Source organism: Vibrio sinaloensis (assembly GCF_023195835.1).
Lineage (GTDB): Bacteria > Pseudomonadota > Gammaproteobacteria > Enterobacterales > Vibrionaceae > Vibrio > Vibrio sinaloensis_C.
Genome location: NZ_CP096199.1, coordinates 958975 through 974359 on the forward strand (window position 1 = coordinate 958975; position 15385 = coordinate 974359).

Sequence of the window (15385 nt, forward strand, 5' to 3'; positions counted from 1 at the left end):
GCGATGAGTAGAACGATAAGAGTGTTAATTGTGAAAATGTCTTACGCCGTTTGCTGCATTTTGTTAAATTAACGGGCTACTCAATTTCATGCTCTGATATGAGGTGGTTTGTTTAAAATGCAACCAAATCATATATTGCAGGTGTGAACTATAGCAGCACCCATTAAACTCAGCAATCTGCTTTATAATAAAACGCTAAAAAAGCCGATTTTATTTTTCGTAAGTGACTGTTTTATAGATTTAATTCAGGGTGTTTTTGAGATTTGTAAGAAAATTGATGGATTTTTATTCGTAGCGGATTTGCAAACCATTCTTATAAGCCAATTTTCCAATTTGTTGCGCAGAAAATGTGATTGTGCGCACTTTTGAGTGTTAGAATAAACGCATGAGTGAAATTAGAACAAAAGTCCAATTTGTCGATATTGACGATGATATGGCGGGTCAGCGTATTGATAATTTCTTACGCAACCAATTGAAAAGCATCCCGAAAAGTATGGTTTACCGAATTTTGCGTAAAGGTGAAGTTCGAGTAAATAAGAAGCGGGTTAAAGCAGAGTACAAACTGAAAGCGGGCGATCTCGTCAGAATCCCGCCGGTGACGATTGAAGAAAAAGCAGACGAAGTCGCGCCGAGCACTAAGCTTAATAAGGTGGCAGAGCTTGAACATATGATCATCTATGAAGATGAGCATATGCTGATTCTAAATAAACCGTCCGGCACCGCAGTACATGGTGGCAGTGGACTAAAGTTTGGGGCAATCGAAGCCCTGCGTGCATTGCGTCCCCAAGCACGATTCCTAGAGCTGGTTCATCGTATTGACCGCGACACGTCGGGAATACTTCTGGTCGCAAAAAAACGCTCTGCACTGCGCCATCTGCAAGCTCAGTTTCGTGAGAAGACGGTACAAAAATACTATTTTGCGTTGGTCATGGGAGAGTGGAAAGCAAGTTGCAAAAAAGTGGATGCGCCGTTGTTGAAAAACGAAGTGAACAGTATTGTTCGCGTTAACCCAAACGGAAAACCCTCTGAGACGCGGTTTAAAATTGTCGAGAAGTTTGCCGATGCGACCTTGGTTCAAGCCAGCCCAATTACTGGCCGAACGCACCAGATTCGCGTCCATACCCAGTACACCGGGCACCCTATTGCTTGGGACGACCGCTACGGTGATCGTCGTTTTGATGCCTACACGGCAAAAGTAGGGCTAGACCGACTGTTTCTCCATGCTGCCAACATCAAGTTTCAGCATCCAGCCAATGATGAGTGGATGGAGATCAACGCACCGATGGAGCCAAAGTTGGAGAAAGCGTTGGCAGGGTTGCGTAAGCTTTAAGGCGGACTCCGTTCTCTGAGATGCTAGAACGCTGCGCTTCGAGAATCGAGATCGGACTTCGTCCTGCGAGAGATTCTTGTGGTTAGTTAGCCGATAATTGCAGGCAGTGCTGGCTGATTTATAATTCTAATTGTCTGAATTTGAAAAGAGGCTTGACGTATACAGTCAAGCCTTCCGCGACTTTCTCGCATCTCGCATCTCGCATCTCGCATCTCGCTAAAGCACCTGAAATCCCTGTGCCTCGAGCATATCAATCAAGTCGATCAGCGGCAGTCCAACCAAAGTATTTGGATCCTTGCCCTCCAATCGCTCAAACAGCGCGATGCCTAACCCTTCACTTTTAAAGCTACCAGCGCAAAAGAATGGCTGTTCTTTATCCACATAATTGGCGATTTGCGCGGCAGAAAGCTTGCGAAAATGGACGGTAAAGGTATCAACTTTTACTTCAGTTTCATTGGTGTGCGAATTATACAGGGCTAAACCAGTATAAAATTGGATCGACTGACCACTTTGTTGAGTGAGCTGCTCAATGGCTTTTTCGCGCGTGTGAGGTTTACCGATGATTTTGCCGTTGATCACACAAACTTGATCGCTACCAACCACTAAACTTGGCTTCGTTAGTGGGCACGACTGCGCTTTGCCTTTAGCGAGGCGTTTGACGAGCTCGATTGGGCTTTCATTTTCGAGTGGAGTTTCATCAAACTCGGGCGATTCGGTGACGAACTCGACTGCTAGTTTGTTGAGCAGTTGTCTGCGGTATGGTGAGGTTGAGGCTAAAACTAGTTGGTAATTCTGCATTTTAATTTACAATCTAACGGCGGGTTAGTGTGAGCTTAATCGATATTATGGTTGTGATACTAGCTCTCTCGCTGATAAGGAAAAAAAGTACAACTTTTTGCCCTTTTTCTTTGACTATAAACGATTTGGAAGATAGAATTCGCGCCCTATGCAAAAGGTAAAAATACCGCGAACGGTTGATCCCGCACGCGCTGCTCAGAAGCGACTCGACTTTGAAGGTATCATTCAAGTTAGTCTCTTTAAGCGCTTAGAGGAATCGGTCGAAGGCGTAAAACGCGACGCTCAAGTGTCATTGTCATTTGACTTAGATGAGCAGCGACTCGTTGTTATCTCTGGTAAAGCTAACATCGTAGTCGATTTAGAGTGTCAACGCTGTAACGAGGTTTTCGCACATGAGTGCGATGTCCAATTCACCTATACGCCGTACCGCGGCGAAAAGACTGAAGAGGAAGCACCGGAAGAGTACGATTTGGTAGATCTGAACGAGTACGGTGAAGTAGACCTAATACAGTTAGTTGAAGACGAGTTCATTCTAAACTTGCCTCAAATTGCAATGCATGATGAAGCGGACTGTAGCGTTGATTCAGATAATATGGTGTTTGGTGAGATCCCAGAAGAAATTGTGGAAGACAAGCCGAATCCATTTGATGTTTTAAAAAGCTTAAAGAAGTAATTCTTTAAGGACTTACATAGGAGTAGGGTCAATGGCCGTACAAAAGAGCAAGAAATCACGTTCAATGCGTGGTATGCGTCGTTCACACGATGCCCTAACTACAGCTGCACTATCTGTAGACGCAACTTCAGGTGAAACTCACCTACGTCACAACGTAACTGCTGAAGGTTACTACCGTGGCAAAAAGGTTATCAACAAGTAAGGTTGACCTTTGCATAATATAACCGTTGCACTTGATGCAATGGGCGGGGATTTCGGTCCTCGCGTCACAGTGCCTGCCGCCGTGCAGGCACTGTCGCATTTCCCAGAGCTAAAAGTGACCCTAGTCGGTGATCAAACCGCGATCACATCTCAATTATCTTCCCTTGGTTACCAGCCAGATACTCGTTTGAGTATTGAGCATACTGACCGAGTGATTTCCAACTCAGAAAAACCCTCTCTCGCATTGAGAAACAGCCACGGCAGTTCGATGGGCACCGCTATCGAAATGGTGGCCGATAACCAAGCTGATGCCTGTGTCAGTGGTGGCAATACCGGCGCATTGATGGCACTGTCTCGTTTCAAACTGAAGTTGCTACCTGGTATCGAGCGTCCGGCGTTGATTTCCGCCTTACCTACCGTTTCTGGTGGCCGTACATGGATGCTGGATTTGGGCGCGAATGTGTCGAGCGACGCTGATTCTCTGTTCCAATTTGCCGTTATGGGAAGTGCACATGCTGAGCAGTATCTGCAAAGAGCACCTCGTGTTGCTATCTTGAATATTGGCGCTGAAGAAATAAAAGGCAACGATCTTGTCAAGCGCTGTGCAGAAATGCTGTCTCAGACTCAATCTGTCAACTTTGTTGGCTATATTGAGGGCAATCAATTACTCCATGATGCCGCCGACGTTGTTGTCTGTGATGGTTTTGTGGGCAATGTCTGCTTAAAAGCTTGTGAAGGTACGGCTCAGCTCTTTATTGAGAAGATGAAATCAAGCATGATGGCTTCTTCGATAAAGGGTTGGATTGCAAGAAAATTATTTTCTGGCTTATTTAATGAGCTAAAAACATTGAACCCCGACCAGTATAATGGCGCAAGTTTGCTAGGATTGCGCGGCATTGTCATAAAAAGCCACGGAAGTGCTGATGTAGACGCAGTCATCAACGCGATTGGTGAAGCACTGCATGAGGTCAAACGACAAGTACCCACCCGTATTAGTGATCGTTTGGAAGCGGTTTTACTCGAGAGGCATTATTAGTCTTCATGTATAGCAAAATATTAGGTACTGGCAGCTACCTGCCATCTCAGGTGCGTTCAAACGCAGACTTGGAGAAAATGGTAGATACAAGTGATGAGTGGATTGTCACTCGCACGGGTATTAAAGAGCGCCGCATTGCAGCTGAAAACGAAACAGTTGCAGATATGGGTTATCAAGCGGCGAAGAATGCTATCGAGATGGCAGGTATCGACAACAACGATATCGATATGATTCTTGTAGCGACCACCAGTGGTTCTCATGCTTTCCCATCTGCAGCTTGTCAAGTGCAAGCTTTGCTCGGAATTAAGCATTGTCCAGCCTTTGACATGGCAGCGGCATGTTCGGGTTTCATCTATGCGCTGTCGGTCGCCGATCAATACATTAAAACCGGTCATTGTAAGAATATCTTAGTGATCGGTGCAGATGCCTTGTCTAAGACTTGTGATCCGAATGACCGCTCAACCATCATCTTGTTTGGAGATGCAGCGGGGGCCGTTGTTGTTGGCGCGAGTGAAGAGCCGGGTATTCTGTCTACCACGATCAACGCTGACGGTCGTTTCGGTGAGCTGCTTAGCCTTAAATTCCCTGATCGTCATGAGAAGTTACCTAGCGCATCAGAGCACAGCGAAGACATTAACAGTTGGTTGCACATGGCAGGCAACGAAGTGTTCAAAGTGGCAGTCACTCAGCTTTCACGCTTGGTGAAAGAAACGCTGAAAGAAAATGGCATGGACAAATCTGAACTTGATTGGTTAGTACCGCATCAAGCGAATCTACGCATCATTTCAGCGACCGCTAAGAAACTAGCGATGTCAATGGAACAAGTTGTGGTGACCCTAGACCGCCATGGCAATACATCCGCAGCCACAGTACCGACAGCACTTGATGAGGCGGTACGTGATGGTCGTATCCAACGTGGTCAAACTCTACTGCTCGAGGCCTTTGGTGGCGGCTTCACTTGGGGCTCTGCGCTCGTTAAGTTCTAAATAGAATTCAAAATTAAGATGCCTGTGAGGGCATCTTTTCTTTCTTCTTTTATTTAAAGAATCCAGTTTAAGGAAAAGAAAATGAGTAAGTTTGCTATCGTATTTCCGGGTCAAGGCTCACAAACTGTGGGCATGCTCGCTGAACTTGGTGAACAGCATGACGTCGTGAAACAGACTTTTGCAGAAGCGTCTGAAGCACTGGGTTACGATCTTTGGGCCTTAGTACAAAATGGCCCAGCAGAAGACCTAAACCAAACTCACAGGACGCAACCCGCTTTGCTTGCCTCTTCTGTCGCGATTTGGCGTCTATGGCAAGAGCAAGGTCTAGAGCAGCCAGCAAACCTTGCTGGTCATAGCCTTGGTGAGTACTCAGCGTTGGTGTGTGCGGGCGTTATCGATTTTAAAGCTGCGATCAAACTGGTTGAGCTTCGTGGTCAACTGATGCAAGAGGCGGTTCCAGCGGGTACTGGTGCGATGTATGCCATCATTGGTCTTGATGACGAATCAATCGCTAAAGCGTGTGAAGAAGCGGCGCAAGGTGAGGTTGTTTCTCCAGTAAACTTCAACTCTCCAGGTCAGGTTGTTATCGCTGGTAGCAAAGATGCAGTAGAGCGCGCTGGTGCGTTATGTAAAGAAGCGGGCGCTAAGCGTGCACTTCCTCTACCAGTATCAGTGCCTTCACACTGTGCGCTAATGAAGCCAGCAGCAGATAAGCTTGCGCTCGCTCTGGAAGAGATCGAGTTCAACGCGCCTCAGATCCCTGTTATCAACAACGTTGATGTGATCGCGGAAACGGATCCAGCGAAAATCAAAGATGCGCTTGTACGTCAGCTATACAGCCCAGTTCGTTGGACTGAAAGCGTGCAACTGATGAGCGAGCAAGGCGTTGAGAAACTACTAGAGCTTGGCCCTGGTAAAGTTCTAACCGGCCTGACTAAACGTATTGTTAAGACGCTAAGCGGCGCAGCGGTGAATGACGCCGCATCTCTAGACGCTGCTAAGTAAATAAGAACTTAAGGAATAACGAAGATGATGAATCTAGAAGGCAAAATTGCCCTAGTTACCGGTGCAAGCCGCGGTATTGGCCGAGCGATTGCTGAGCTGCTTGTTGAGCGTGGTGCAACGGTTATCGGCACAGCGACTTCTGAAAGCGGTGCTGCAGCGATTAGCGAATATCTGGGTGACAATGGTAAAGGCTTAGCACTAAACGTGACTGACGTTGAGTCGATTGAAGCCACGCTGAAAACCATCAATGAAGAGTTCGGTGTTATCGATATTCTGGTGAACAACGCGGGTATCACTCGTGACAACCTGCTAATGCGCATGAAAGACTCTGAGTGGGATGACATCATTGATACCAACCTGACGCCAATCTTCCGTATGTCTAAAGCCGTACTGCGTGGCATGATGAAGAAACGCGCTGGTCGCATTATCAACGTTGGCTCTGTTGTCGGTACTATGGGTAACGCAGGTCAAGCTAACTATGCGGCAGCGAAAGCGGGTGTGATTGGTTTTACTAAATCCATGGCTCGTGAAGTGGCTTCTCGCGGCGTGACCGTTAACACAGTTGCTCCAGGTTTTATCGAAACTGATATGACAAAAGCGCTCAACGAAGAGCAACGTGCAGCAACGCTAGCGAACGTTCCGTCAGGTCGTCTTGGTGACCCACGTGAGATTGCCTCTGCGGTTGTTTTCCTCGCTTCTCCAGAGGCTGCATACATTACCGGCGAAACTTTGCATGTAAATGGTGGTATGTACATGGTGTAAATCGCTTTCGTGCAGAAACGGTGAACTTTTTCATTAATTTTCACTCAAATTTCTGCAACTGAAGTGAATTTGTCCATAATGTCGCTAACTGGGCTACTTATTGTCATAAAAATGGCCTATAGTTTGTGATTATCGACAGAGAAATGCGCAACATTTGTGCATGATTTAAGTCAAAAATGTATTGAATTTCGGTTAAAATCGCTAAAATTGTGGTTTGACCAGCAAGGTCCCACTTGCAACTTTCAGTAGTTCTAATAAACTACGGAATCATCGCATTGAGCGAAATCTGTAAAGGAAAAGAAAAAATGAGCAACATCGAAGAACGCGTAAAGAAAATCATTGTTGAACAGCTAGGTGTAGACGAAGCTGAAGTTAAAAACGAAGCTTCATTCGTTGATGATCTAGGTGCTGATTCTCTAGACACTGTTGAACTAGTAATGGCTCTAGAAGAAGAATTTGACACTGAGATTCCAGACGAAGAAGCTGAGAAAATCACTACTGTTCAAGCTGCTATCGACTACGTAAACAGCGCTCAGTAATATCTCTCCCAGGCGGCCTTCTGGCCGCCTGTGTTCTTTTTAACCCTTCTATCCTTCCATAGAATCATTTCATTTCCGGAGAATAAAATCGTGTCCAAGCGTCGTGTTGTTGTCACTGGCATGGGTATGTTGTCACCGGTAGGCAACACTGTAGAATCATCTTGGAAAGCCCTGCTAGCTGGTCAAAGTGGTATCGTGAATATCGAGCATTTTGACACCGAAAATTTCTCTACTCGCTTTGCAGGCCTAGTCAAAGACTTTGACTGTACTGAATACATGTCTAAGAAAGATGCGCGTAAAATGGATCTCTTTATCCAGTACGGCATTGCCGCGGGTATTCAAGCGCTAGATGACTCTGGTTTACAAATTAATGAAGAAAACGCTGCACGTGTTGGTGTCGCCATCGGTTCAGGTATTGGTGGCCTTGATCTTATCGAAGCTGGTCATACTGCGCTGGTTGAAAAAGGTCCGCGTAAAGTGAGTCCATTCTTCGTACCCTCGACCATCGTAAACATGGTTGCAGGTAACTTATCTATTATGCGTGGTCTTCGCGGTCCTAATATCGCGATCTCGACGGCGTGTACTACAGGTCTTCATAACATCGGTCATGCTGCTCGCATGATTGCTTATGGCGATGCTGATGCTATGGTAGCGGGTGGTGCTGAGAAGGCATCGACGCCACTTGGTATGGCAGGTTTTGGTGCGGCCAAAGCCTTGTCGACTCGTAACGATGAACCTCAGAAAGCGTCACGTCCTTGGGACAAAGACCGCGATGGCTTTGTACTAGGCGATGGTGCAGGCATGATGGTTCTAGAAGAATACGAACAGGCGAAAGCGCGTGGTGCCAAGATCTACGCTGAGCTAGTTGGTTTTGGTATGTCTGGTGATGCTTACCACATGACGTCTCCAAGCGAAGATGGCTCAGGCGGCGCGCTTGCGATGGAAGCGGCAATGCGCGATGCGGGTATCACAGGTACTCAGGTGGGTTATGTCAATGCTCATGGTACGTCCACGCCAGCAGGTGATGTAGCAGAAATCAAAGGTGTGAAGCGTGCACTTGGCGAAGAAGGTGCGAAGCAAGTGAAGGTCTCTTCCACCAAATCGATGACAGGCCACTTACTCGGAGCTGCAGGCTCTGTCGAAGCGATTATTACCGTGATGTCTTTGGTTGAGCAAATTGTCCCACCGACAATCAACCTGGATAACCCTGAAGAGGGTCTAGATATCGACTTAGTACCGCACACCGCCAAAGAGGTATCGATGGAATACGCCATCTGTAACTCATTCGGCTTCGGCGGCACGAACGGTTCGCTTGTGTTTAAGAAGATCTAATTAGACTTCAACGACAAGATAAAAAAACGGCTTACTGCTTTGGCACTAAGCCGTTTTGTTATTTAATACCACCTCAGATTGTTTATAGAGCAAAGGCTTAGTCAGTATGATACTACTCAATGGTGTTTCCGCCGACTCGATAGGTTTAACCGATCGCTCGTTTCAATATGGAGACGGCTGTTTTACCACTATGTTGACTCGTCACGGTGTGATTGAACATTGGCCAATGCATATCGAACGTATGAACGCCTGTCTCGAGGTGTTGCAGATCACCAAGCCTGATTGGACGCTCGTGCACCAGTGGCTGCTTCGCGTGGCACAACCTGCTCCGAAGGCGGGACTCAAGCTCCACATTAGTCGTGGCGAGGGTGGGCGAGGTTATAGCCCTACTCAAGTGACGTCACCAAATGTTACGATAAGCGACTTTAACTATCCTGCTCACTATGAACAATGGAGATGTAAAGGGGTTGCACTGGGTGTGTGTGACGCTCGCTTGGGACACAACCCACTACTGGCGGGGCATAAGCACAATAACCGCCTAGAGCAGGTGATGTTAAAAGCCGAAATGGAACAACGTGGATTTGAGGATGGGCTAGCGCTTGATCTTGACGGGCGTGTCATCGAAACCACTATGGCTAATCTGTTTTGGGTAAATGATCAAACCTTATATACCCCAGATCTTAGCCGTTGCGGTGTGGCCGGGGTAATGCGAAGAGTCGTATTAAAGGTGGCCGAGCAGCACGGTATCCTGGTGAATGTGGGTGACTATCATCTGTCTGAAGTGATGAACGCTGATGAAGTGTTTATCGTTAACAGCTTGCTTGGCGTAGCGCCGATACGCCGAATAGAACAAAATAACTTTGATATTGGAACAATAACAACACGAATCCAGGAGTTGATCGCGTCGTGATAAAAAAAATCGCTCTCTTGTTGCTCTTTGTCGCCGTTATGTTGACGGCAAGCTATACCTACATAGCTAAACAAGTGGAGCAGTACATAACCCAACCTTTGCAGCTCGAACAAGAGCAAATTTTTACTATAAAGTCGGGGACCAGTTTTAATCGCGTGCTAGCCGATTTGACTGAGGCAGGGTGGGTAAACCCAAGTGACTGGGTAAAACTTGTGCGCCGTTTTCATCCTAAACTGACTCAACTGCGCGCAGGTACATACTTATTACAACCAGAGCTCACTCTTAACCAAGCGCTTGAGCAGTTTAAGCAAGGAAAAGAGCATCAATTTGCGATTACCTTTGTCGAAGGCTCAACATTTAAAGAGTGGTTAGAGATACTGGCAAGCGCACCTTATCTTGAGCATGAACTGCAAGGGCTTAGTGAGACAGAGATTGGTCAGAAGCTTGGGCTAGAGCAGCAGAAGTTAGAAGGGCTGTTTTTGGCCGAGACCTACCACTATACGTTTGGCACATCAGACCTTGATATTCTCGAGCGTGCCGGCGAGAAATTACGCAACGTACTAGAGAAGCACTGGGCAGAGCGTCAAGACAACTTGCCGCTCAAATCATCTTATGAAGCGCTGATTCTGGCGTCGATCATCGAGAAGGAAACGGCAGTGGAATCTGAGCGCGAGCGCGTGGCGTCAGTGTTCGTTAATCGCTTGAATAAACGTATGCGTTTGCAAACCGATCCGACGGTGATTTACGGAATGGGCGACAAGTATGATGGTAATATCCGCAAAAAAGACTTACGCACTCCAACGCCTTACAACACCTACACCATTTTCGGCTTACCCCCGACGCCAATCGCTATGCCTGGCGAAGCCTCAATCAGGGCGGCGGTTAACCCAGAGCAAAGTAGTTACCTCTATTTTGTCGCCAGTGGTAACGGTGGACACGTGTTTTCTAAATCATTGGCCGAGCACAATCGAGCGGTTCGCGCCTACCTCAAGACATTAAGAAGTAAACAATGAAAAACGCACAATTTATCGTGATTGAAGGCTTAGAAGGGGCCGGTAAAAGTACCGCAATCAACGCAGTACTTGATACTTTACATCAAGCCGGAATTCATCAGATTAAGCACACTCGCGAGCCTGGTGGCACAGCACTTGCCGAAAAACTACGTACCTTGGTCAAGCAAGAGCATGAAGGTGAGCAACTGCAAGATATGACGGAGCTTCTGTTGATGTATGCAGCACGCGTCCAGTTAGTCGAAAATGTCATCAAGCCTGCCTTGGCTGAGGGTGTTTGGGTGGTGGGTGATCGTCACGATTTATCGTCGCAAGCATACCAAGGGGGAGGTCGTCAGATTGCCCGCTCTACGATGCAGGCGTTAAAACAGACCACGCTAGGAACGTTTAAGCCTGATTTAACCATTTACCTCGATATTGATCCTCGCGTTGGATTGGAGCGTGCACGCGGTCGAGGAGAGCTTGATCGAATCGAAAAAATGGACATGAGCTTTTTTGACCGAACTCGAGAGCGTTACCTTGAGTTGGCCAATGAAGATGACTCGATAGTGGTGGTCAATGCGGACCAATCGATCGCTCAGGTGACAGCAGATATTCGCCAGGTCCTTGAACAATGGTTAAACGGATAAACGATGAGTGAGTTGTATCCTTGGCTTAAACCATTATGGCGAGAGTGGCAATCTAGTCTTGAGGCTGAACGCTTTGCCAATGCTTCTTTGCTGATTGCCGAGCCTGGAATGGGTTCAGAACAGTTGGTGGAGCATTTTAGTCGTGCCGTGATGTGTCAAAACTACCCAGCGGAGGCGTGTGGCTTTTGTCATGGATGTCAGTTGATGAATTCTGCGAGCCACCCCGACTTTCATCTTGTTAAGCCTGAGAAAGAGGGCAAGGCGATTACCGTTGACCAGATTCGCCAATGTAATCGCTTGGCTCAGGAATCGTCACAGCTTTCTGGGTTGAGACTGTTTGTGATTGAACCTGCGGAAGCAATGAACGAATCCGCGGCCAATGCGTTATTAAAAACACTTGAAGAGCCTGCTGCCAACTGCCTGTTTTTGCTCGTCAGTCACCGCGCCAATGGGTTGTTGCCTACTATTACCAGCCGTTGTCAGCAATGGCATTTAACGGCACCTGAGTCAGAATCAGTCGCCAGTTGGCTTAGCGAGCAGTTGGCCGGCGCGGTCCCTGCTTATGCCGCGCATATTAATGCCAACGCCCCGTTATCGACGCTCGCCTTTATTGAGCAAGATCAAATGAGTGGCTATCTAAAACTAGAGGCCCAGCTACTTGAGTGGTGTCAGCAGCGTGGCGATGCGCTTAAACTGGCGAAAGAGCTTTCAGTAGAGCCTATTACACACCTCCAGTGGTTGTGGTATTTGCTCACCGATGCCCAGAAAGTACATTACGGTATAGTGATGCCCTTTTTTACTCCCGGAGCACAATCGCTTTGCCACTTGCTCGACTATCAGCGTCTATACTCTCAATCACAAGCACTGCTTGCCTTACTTGAGCAGCTTCGTCTGCATACGGGGTTGAATGCGGAGCTGCTAATCTTAGATTGGTTATTTAAATTTCACGAGGAAACATGTTCGTAGACTCTCATTGCCATCTAGACAAACTGGATTATCAAGAACTTCACAACGGCATCCAAGACGTCATAGCCAAAGCCAAAGCGGCAAACGTGACGGAACTGCTCTCGGTTGGGGTGACGCTAGATTCTTTTCCCAACATGCTGGAGATGATCGAACCTTACGATAATGTCTATGCGTCATGTGGTGTTCACCCACTTGATGTCGATAGCGACTTTGCCTTAGATACGCTCAACGAATACGCATCACACCCACGTGTGGTCGCGATCGGAGAAACAGGGCTTGACTATCACTACCAGCCTGAAACCGCAGAGTTACAAAGACTGCGTTTCGAGCAGCAGGTTGATCTTGCGGTTAAACTCAACAAGCCGCTCATTATCCATACTCGCAATGCTCGCGAAGATACGCTCGACATTTTGCGCAATGGCCAAGCACAACGCTGTGGAGGGGTGATTCACTGTTTCACCGAAGATTTGGCGTTTGCCGAAGCCGCGATGGAGCTGGGGTTCTATATTTCTATCTCCGGGATAGTGACCTTTAGGCAAGCCACAGAGCTGAAGCAGGTAGTGAAGGCGCTGCCGCTAGAACGCTTGTTGATTGAAACCGATTCACCTTACCTGGCTCCGGTGCCACATCGTGGCAAGCAGAATCAACCTGCTTATGTGGTTGAGGTTGCAGCATATATCGCGCAGCTTAAAGGGTGTCCCCTACACGAGGTTGGGCAGAAAACCAGCGAAAACTTCAGAAATCTTTTTTTGAGATAAAAAATGAAATTTGGATAAAAAAGGAGCGCTTGCTCCTTTTTTTTGTGCAAAAAATCGCATTAGATCAAAAATCAGTAGGTGTTTACCAAAATTGTTGAAGTTGAGAGCGAAATTTGGCTGTCTGTAAATTTGTTACATAAAATAACAATCCGATCTATTTTATTCACCCATCAAAATTAATAGTCGATAATATTATTTTCAATTAAATCAATAGATTAAGGGCGTGAAATGCATTTCAAAACTGAAACTGGATTGTGATCTATATATTAGTTTGAAACTAAATTTCGTAACTGGCTAGAAAGTTTGATGACACGCAATATATATTTAGAAGCAGAAAATATACTGTCATACGTGGTTACATTTTCTTTGGGTGCTAACATTAAAGGCTACGGGGGTGTGCCGTTAGAACCCAATAATTCTTATAACTTATCAGGAGCATAAACATGTTTAAGAACCTTTTTGCAAGCCTGCAAAAGGTAGGTAAGTCTCTGATGCTTCCAGTATCAGTACTTCCTGTTGCGGGTATCCTACTAGGTGTCGGTGCTGCCGACCTCGGTTTCATTCCAGATATCGTTTCTAACCTAATGGAACAAGCCGGTGGTTCAGTATTCGGTCAAATGGCACTGCTATTTGCTGTAGGTGTAGCACTTGGCTTTACTAACAACGATGGTGTAGCGGGTCTTGCTGCTATCGTCGGTTACGGCATCATGGCTGCAACGCTTAGCGTTATGGCAGGTGTTATGGGCGTTGAAAAAATCGACACAGGTGTCCTAGGTGGTATCTTGGTCGGTGGTCTTGCTGCATGGGCATTCAACCGTTTCTTCAAAATCCAACTTCCAGAGTACCTTGGTTTCTTCGCTGGTAAGCGTGCTGTGCCAATCATCACTGGTTTCGCGGCGATCGGCCTTGGTATCGTTCTTTCTATCGTTTGGCCGCCAATCGGCGCAGCGATCAGTGGCTTCTCTCACTGGGCTGCAGACCAAAACCCAACAGTGGCATTTGGTATCTACGGTATCGTTGAGCGTTCTCTAATCCCATTCGGTCTTCACCATATCTGGAACGTACCTTTCTTCTTCGAAGCGGGTTCATGTGTGAACGCAAATGGCGACGCGCTAAACGGCGTATTGACTTGTTACCTATCTGCTGACGAAGCATCTCGCGCTGCGGGTAACGGCTTCGGTCAACTTGCTGGTGGTTACATGTTCAAGATGTTCGGTCTACCTGCTGCGGCTATCGCTATCGCTCACTCTGCTAAGCCAGAAAACCGTGCGAAAGTAATGGGTATCATGGCATCAGCGGCATTGACTTCGTTCCTAACGGGTATCACTGAGCCAATCGAATTCTCATTCCTATTCGTTGCTCCTGTGCTTTACGCTATCCACGCTCTACTAGCGGGCTCTGCGTTCTTCCTAACTAATACGCTAGGAATTGTACACGGTACTTCATTCTCGCACGGCCTAATCGACTTCACTGTTCTTTCAGGTAACGCGCAGAACATGCTGTTGATGGTAGGTCTTGGCCTTGTTTACGCTGTGGTTTACTACGTAGTATTCCGCGCAGTGATCAAAGCGATGGATCTAAAAACACCGGGTCGCGAAGACGAAACTGAAGAAGCTGCGGCAGCTTCTGGTTCAGACATGGCAGGCGAGCTAGTGGCAGCGTTTGGTGGTAAAGCCAACATCACTGGTCTAGATGCATGTATCACACGTCTACGTGTAGCCGTTGCAGACACAGCTCAAGTTGACCAAGCTAAACTGAAACAACTTGGTGCGGCTGGTGTTGTCGTAGTAGCGGGTGGTGTGCAAGCCATTTTCGGTACTAAGTCTGACAACCTAAAAACTGAAATGGACGAGTGGATCCGTAACCACGGTTAATTCTCACTTATCCATTATATCTAAGGAGGCTTCGGCCTCCTTTTTGCGTTCTGTTGATGTTGGTTTTTCTGGGCTCTGACTTAGTCATGACATCGTTGATTGCAACGTTTGGATAATTTGTCCCTGTTTTCACATCTGTAGGGATAATTATCATGATTAAACAGACAAGTGTCATTTTAGGCTTTATGGTCAGTGGCGCAGCGTTGGCTCAGCAAGCGACTCCGATCGCTTTGGGTATGGCGCTTGATCAGGGGTTAAGCGTTGTGGCCGAGCTTGACCATCAATACCGTTTCACAATCGGTAATGATGGCGGCGCGTTTGATTACATCATTACTCGTGGTCAGTTTGACAGTGAAATTCCCGTGAGTTGGTATGTCGGTGCGGGTGCTTGGAGTGAATGGGATGGGAACGACTTCGGCGCACGTGTACCGTTAGGTTTGACCATGGATATTAGTAAAGGCTGGAGCATGTATGGACAACTGCACCCTGAGCTAAACTTGTACCGCGGACCTGAGCTGCAAATCGGTGGTGCCTTAGGGATGACATACAGCTTCTAAACCCCCTCGATTTGTCGCT

Annotated in this window: 17 protein-coding genes; 16 read left to right on the forward strand and 1 reads right to left on the reverse strand. The window is 47.1% G+C overall.

The genetic code is table 11. The annotated features are described in order from the left end of the window. The first annotated feature begins 385 nt into the window (after positions 1 to 385). Positions 386 to 1330: a 23S rRNA pseudouridine(955/2504/2580) synthase RluC gene (gene rluC / locus MTO69_RS04590; RefSeq protein ID WP_248331530.1), complete on the forward strand. Its 945-nt coding sequence runs from the start codon at positions 386 to 388 to the stop codon at positions 1328 to 1330. A 216-nt stretch (positions 1331 to 1546) separates the two neighbouring features. Here rluC and MTO69_RS04595 read toward each other — a convergent pair whose 3' ends face one another. Beyond that, complete coding sequence (locus MTO69_RS04595; protein ID WP_248331532.1) at positions 1547 to 2128, reverse strand: Maf family protein; 582 nt, start codon at positions 2126 to 2128, stop codon at positions 1547 to 1549. 148 nt (positions 2129 to 2276) lie between these two features. Here MTO69_RS04595 and yceD point away from each other — a divergent pair, with 148 nt between their 5' ends. The 15 genes from yceD (at position 2277) to MTO69_RS04670 (ending at position 15366) form a co-directional block, all read left to right on the forward strand. After that, positions 2277 to 2801, forward strand: a complete 525-nt coding sequence (gene yceD, locus MTO69_RS04600; protein WP_176288185.1) for a 23S rRNA accumulation protein YceD — start codon at positions 2277 to 2279, stop codon at positions 2799 to 2801. Between the two features lie 31 nt (positions 2802 to 2832). After that, positions 2833 to 3003 (forward strand): 50S ribosomal protein L32, encoded by a 171-nt coding sequence (rpmF, locus tag MTO69_RS04605; protein WP_004414666.1) that lies wholly within the window; start codon positions 2833 to 2835, stop codon positions 3001 to 3003. A 9-nt stretch (positions 3004 to 3012) separates the two neighbouring features. After that, the gene (gene plsX, locus MTO69_RS04610; protein ID WP_248331534.1) at positions 3013 to 4038 is read left to right on the forward strand and encodes a phosphate acyltransferase PlsX; all 1026 of its coding nucleotides are present in this window, start codon (positions 3013 to 3015) and stop codon (positions 4036 to 4038) included. A gap of 5 nt (positions 4039 to 4043) precedes the next feature. Next, positions 4044 to 5024, forward strand: a complete 981-nt coding sequence (locus tag MTO69_RS04615; RefSeq protein ID WP_248331536.1) for a beta-ketoacyl-ACP synthase III — start codon at positions 4044 to 4046, stop codon at positions 5022 to 5024. 81 nt (positions 5025 to 5105) lie between these two features. Then, entirely contained in the window at positions 5106 to 6029 is a 924-nt protein-coding gene (fabD, locus tag MTO69_RS04620; protein WP_248331538.1) for an ACP S-malonyltransferase, read from the forward strand. Between the two features lie 27 nt (positions 6030 to 6056). Continuing rightward, positions 6057 to 6791 (forward strand): 3-oxoacyl-ACP reductase FabG, encoded by a 735-nt coding sequence (gene fabG, locus MTO69_RS04625; protein ID WP_248334380.1) that lies wholly within the window; start codon positions 6057 to 6059, stop codon positions 6789 to 6791. Positions 6792 to 7096: 305 nt separating this feature from the next. Then, positions 7097 to 7330 (forward strand): acyl carrier protein, encoded by a 234-nt coding sequence (gene acpP / locus MTO69_RS04630; protein WP_004406112.1) that lies wholly within the window; start codon positions 7097 to 7099, stop codon positions 7328 to 7330. Positions 7331 to 7420: 90 nt separating this feature from the next. Continuing rightward, positions 7421 to 8662 (forward strand): beta-ketoacyl-ACP synthase II, encoded by a 1242-nt coding sequence (fabF, locus tag MTO69_RS04635; protein ID WP_248331540.1) that lies wholly within the window; start codon positions 7421 to 7423, stop codon positions 8660 to 8662. 106 nt (positions 8663 to 8768) lie between these two features. Further along, entirely contained in the window at positions 8769 to 9572 is an 804-nt protein-coding gene (pabC, locus tag MTO69_RS04640) for an aminodeoxychorismate lyase (RefSeq protein ID WP_248331542.1), read from the forward strand. After that, complete coding sequence (mltG, locus tag MTO69_RS04645) at positions 9569 to 10585, forward strand: endolytic transglycosylase MltG (RefSeq protein ID WP_248331544.1); 1017 nt, start codon at positions 9569 to 9571, stop codon at positions 10583 to 10585. Before pabC ends, mltG begins: the two co-directional genes overlap by 4 nt. Continuing rightward, positions 10582 to 11211 carry a dTMP kinase gene (gene tmk, locus MTO69_RS04650; RefSeq protein WP_248331546.1) on the forward strand — a complete coding sequence of 210 codons (630 nt, stop codon included), beginning with the start codon at positions 10582 to 10584 and terminating at the stop codon, positions 11209 to 11211. The genes mltG and tmk overlap by 4 nt, the downstream gene beginning before the upstream one ends. Before the next feature lie 3 nt (positions 11212 to 11214). Next, positions 11215 to 12177, forward strand: a complete 963-nt coding sequence (holB, locus tag MTO69_RS04655) for a DNA polymerase III subunit delta' (RefSeq protein WP_248331548.1) — start codon at positions 11215 to 11217, stop codon at positions 12175 to 12177. After that, positions 12168 to 12935, forward strand: coding sequence for a TatD family hydrolase (locus MTO69_RS04660; protein ID WP_248331550.1), 768 nt, complete (start codon positions 12168 to 12170; stop codon positions 12933 to 12935). The genes holB and MTO69_RS04660 overlap by 10 nt, the downstream gene beginning before the upstream one ends. Positions 12936 to 13378: 443 nt before the next feature. Then, positions 13379 to 14809 (forward strand): PTS glucose transporter subunit IIBC, encoded by a 1431-nt coding sequence (gene ptsG / locus MTO69_RS04665; RefSeq protein ID WP_248331552.1) that lies wholly within the window; start codon positions 13379 to 13381, stop codon positions 14807 to 14809. A 185-nt stretch (positions 14810 to 14994) separates the two neighbouring features. Then, on the forward strand, positions 14995 to 15366 hold the full coding sequence (locus tag MTO69_RS04670) for a hypothetical protein (RefSeq protein WP_432715651.1): 372 nt from the start codon (positions 14995 to 14997) through the stop codon (positions 15364 to 15366). The last annotated feature ends 19 nt before the right edge of the window (positions 15367 to 15385 follow it).

Coding starts and splice junctions, on each gene's coding strand:
- acpP (WP_004406112.1), top strand. CDS start 7,097: ATGAGCAACATCGAAGAACGCGTAAAGAAAATCATTGTTGAACAGCTA.
- rluC (WP_248331530.1), top strand. CDS start 386: ATGAGTGAAATTAGAACAAAAGTCCAATTTGTCGATATTGACGATGAT.
- holB (WP_248331548.1), top strand. CDS start 11,215: ATGAGTGAGTTGTATCCTTGGCTTAAACCATTATGGCGAGAGTGGCAA.
- MTO69_RS04660 (WP_248331550.1), top strand. CDS start 12,168: ATGTTCGTAGACTCTCATTGCCATCTAGACAAACTGGATTATCAAGAA.
- yceD (WP_176288185.1), top strand. CDS start 2,277: ATGCAAAAGGTAAAAATACCGCGAACGGTTGATCCCGCACGCGCTGCT.
- pabC (WP_248331542.1), top strand. CDS start 8,769: ATGATACTACTCAATGGTGTTTCCGCCGACTCGATAGGTTTAACCGAT.
- tmk (WP_248331546.1), top strand. CDS start 10,582: ATGAAAAACGCACAATTTATCGTGATTGAAGGCTTAGAAGGGGCCGGT.
- rpmF (WP_004414666.1), top strand. CDS start 2,833: ATGGCCGTACAAAAGAGCAAGAAATCACGTTCAATGCGTGGTATGCGT.
- MTO69_RS04615 (WP_248331536.1), top strand. CDS start 4,044: ATGTATAGCAAAATATTAGGTACTGGCAGCTACCTGCCATCTCAGGTG.
- fabG (WP_248334380.1), top strand. CDS start 6,057: ATGAATCTAGAAGGCAAAATTGCCCTAGTTACCGGTGCAAGCCGCGGT.
- fabD (WP_248331538.1), top strand. CDS start 5,106: ATGAGTAAGTTTGCTATCGTATTTCCGGGTCAAGGCTCACAAACTGTG.
- ptsG (WP_248331552.1), top strand. CDS start 13,379: ATGTTTAAGAACCTTTTTGCAAGCCTGCAAAAGGTAGGTAAGTCTCTG.
- MTO69_RS04670 (WP_432715651.1), top strand. CDS start 14,995: ATGGTCAGTGGCGCAGCGTTGGCTCAGCAAGCGACTCCGATCGCTTTG.
- MTO69_RS04595 (WP_248331532.1), bottom strand. CDS start 2,128: ATGCAGAATTACCAACTAGTTTTAGCCTCAACCTCACCATACCGCAGA.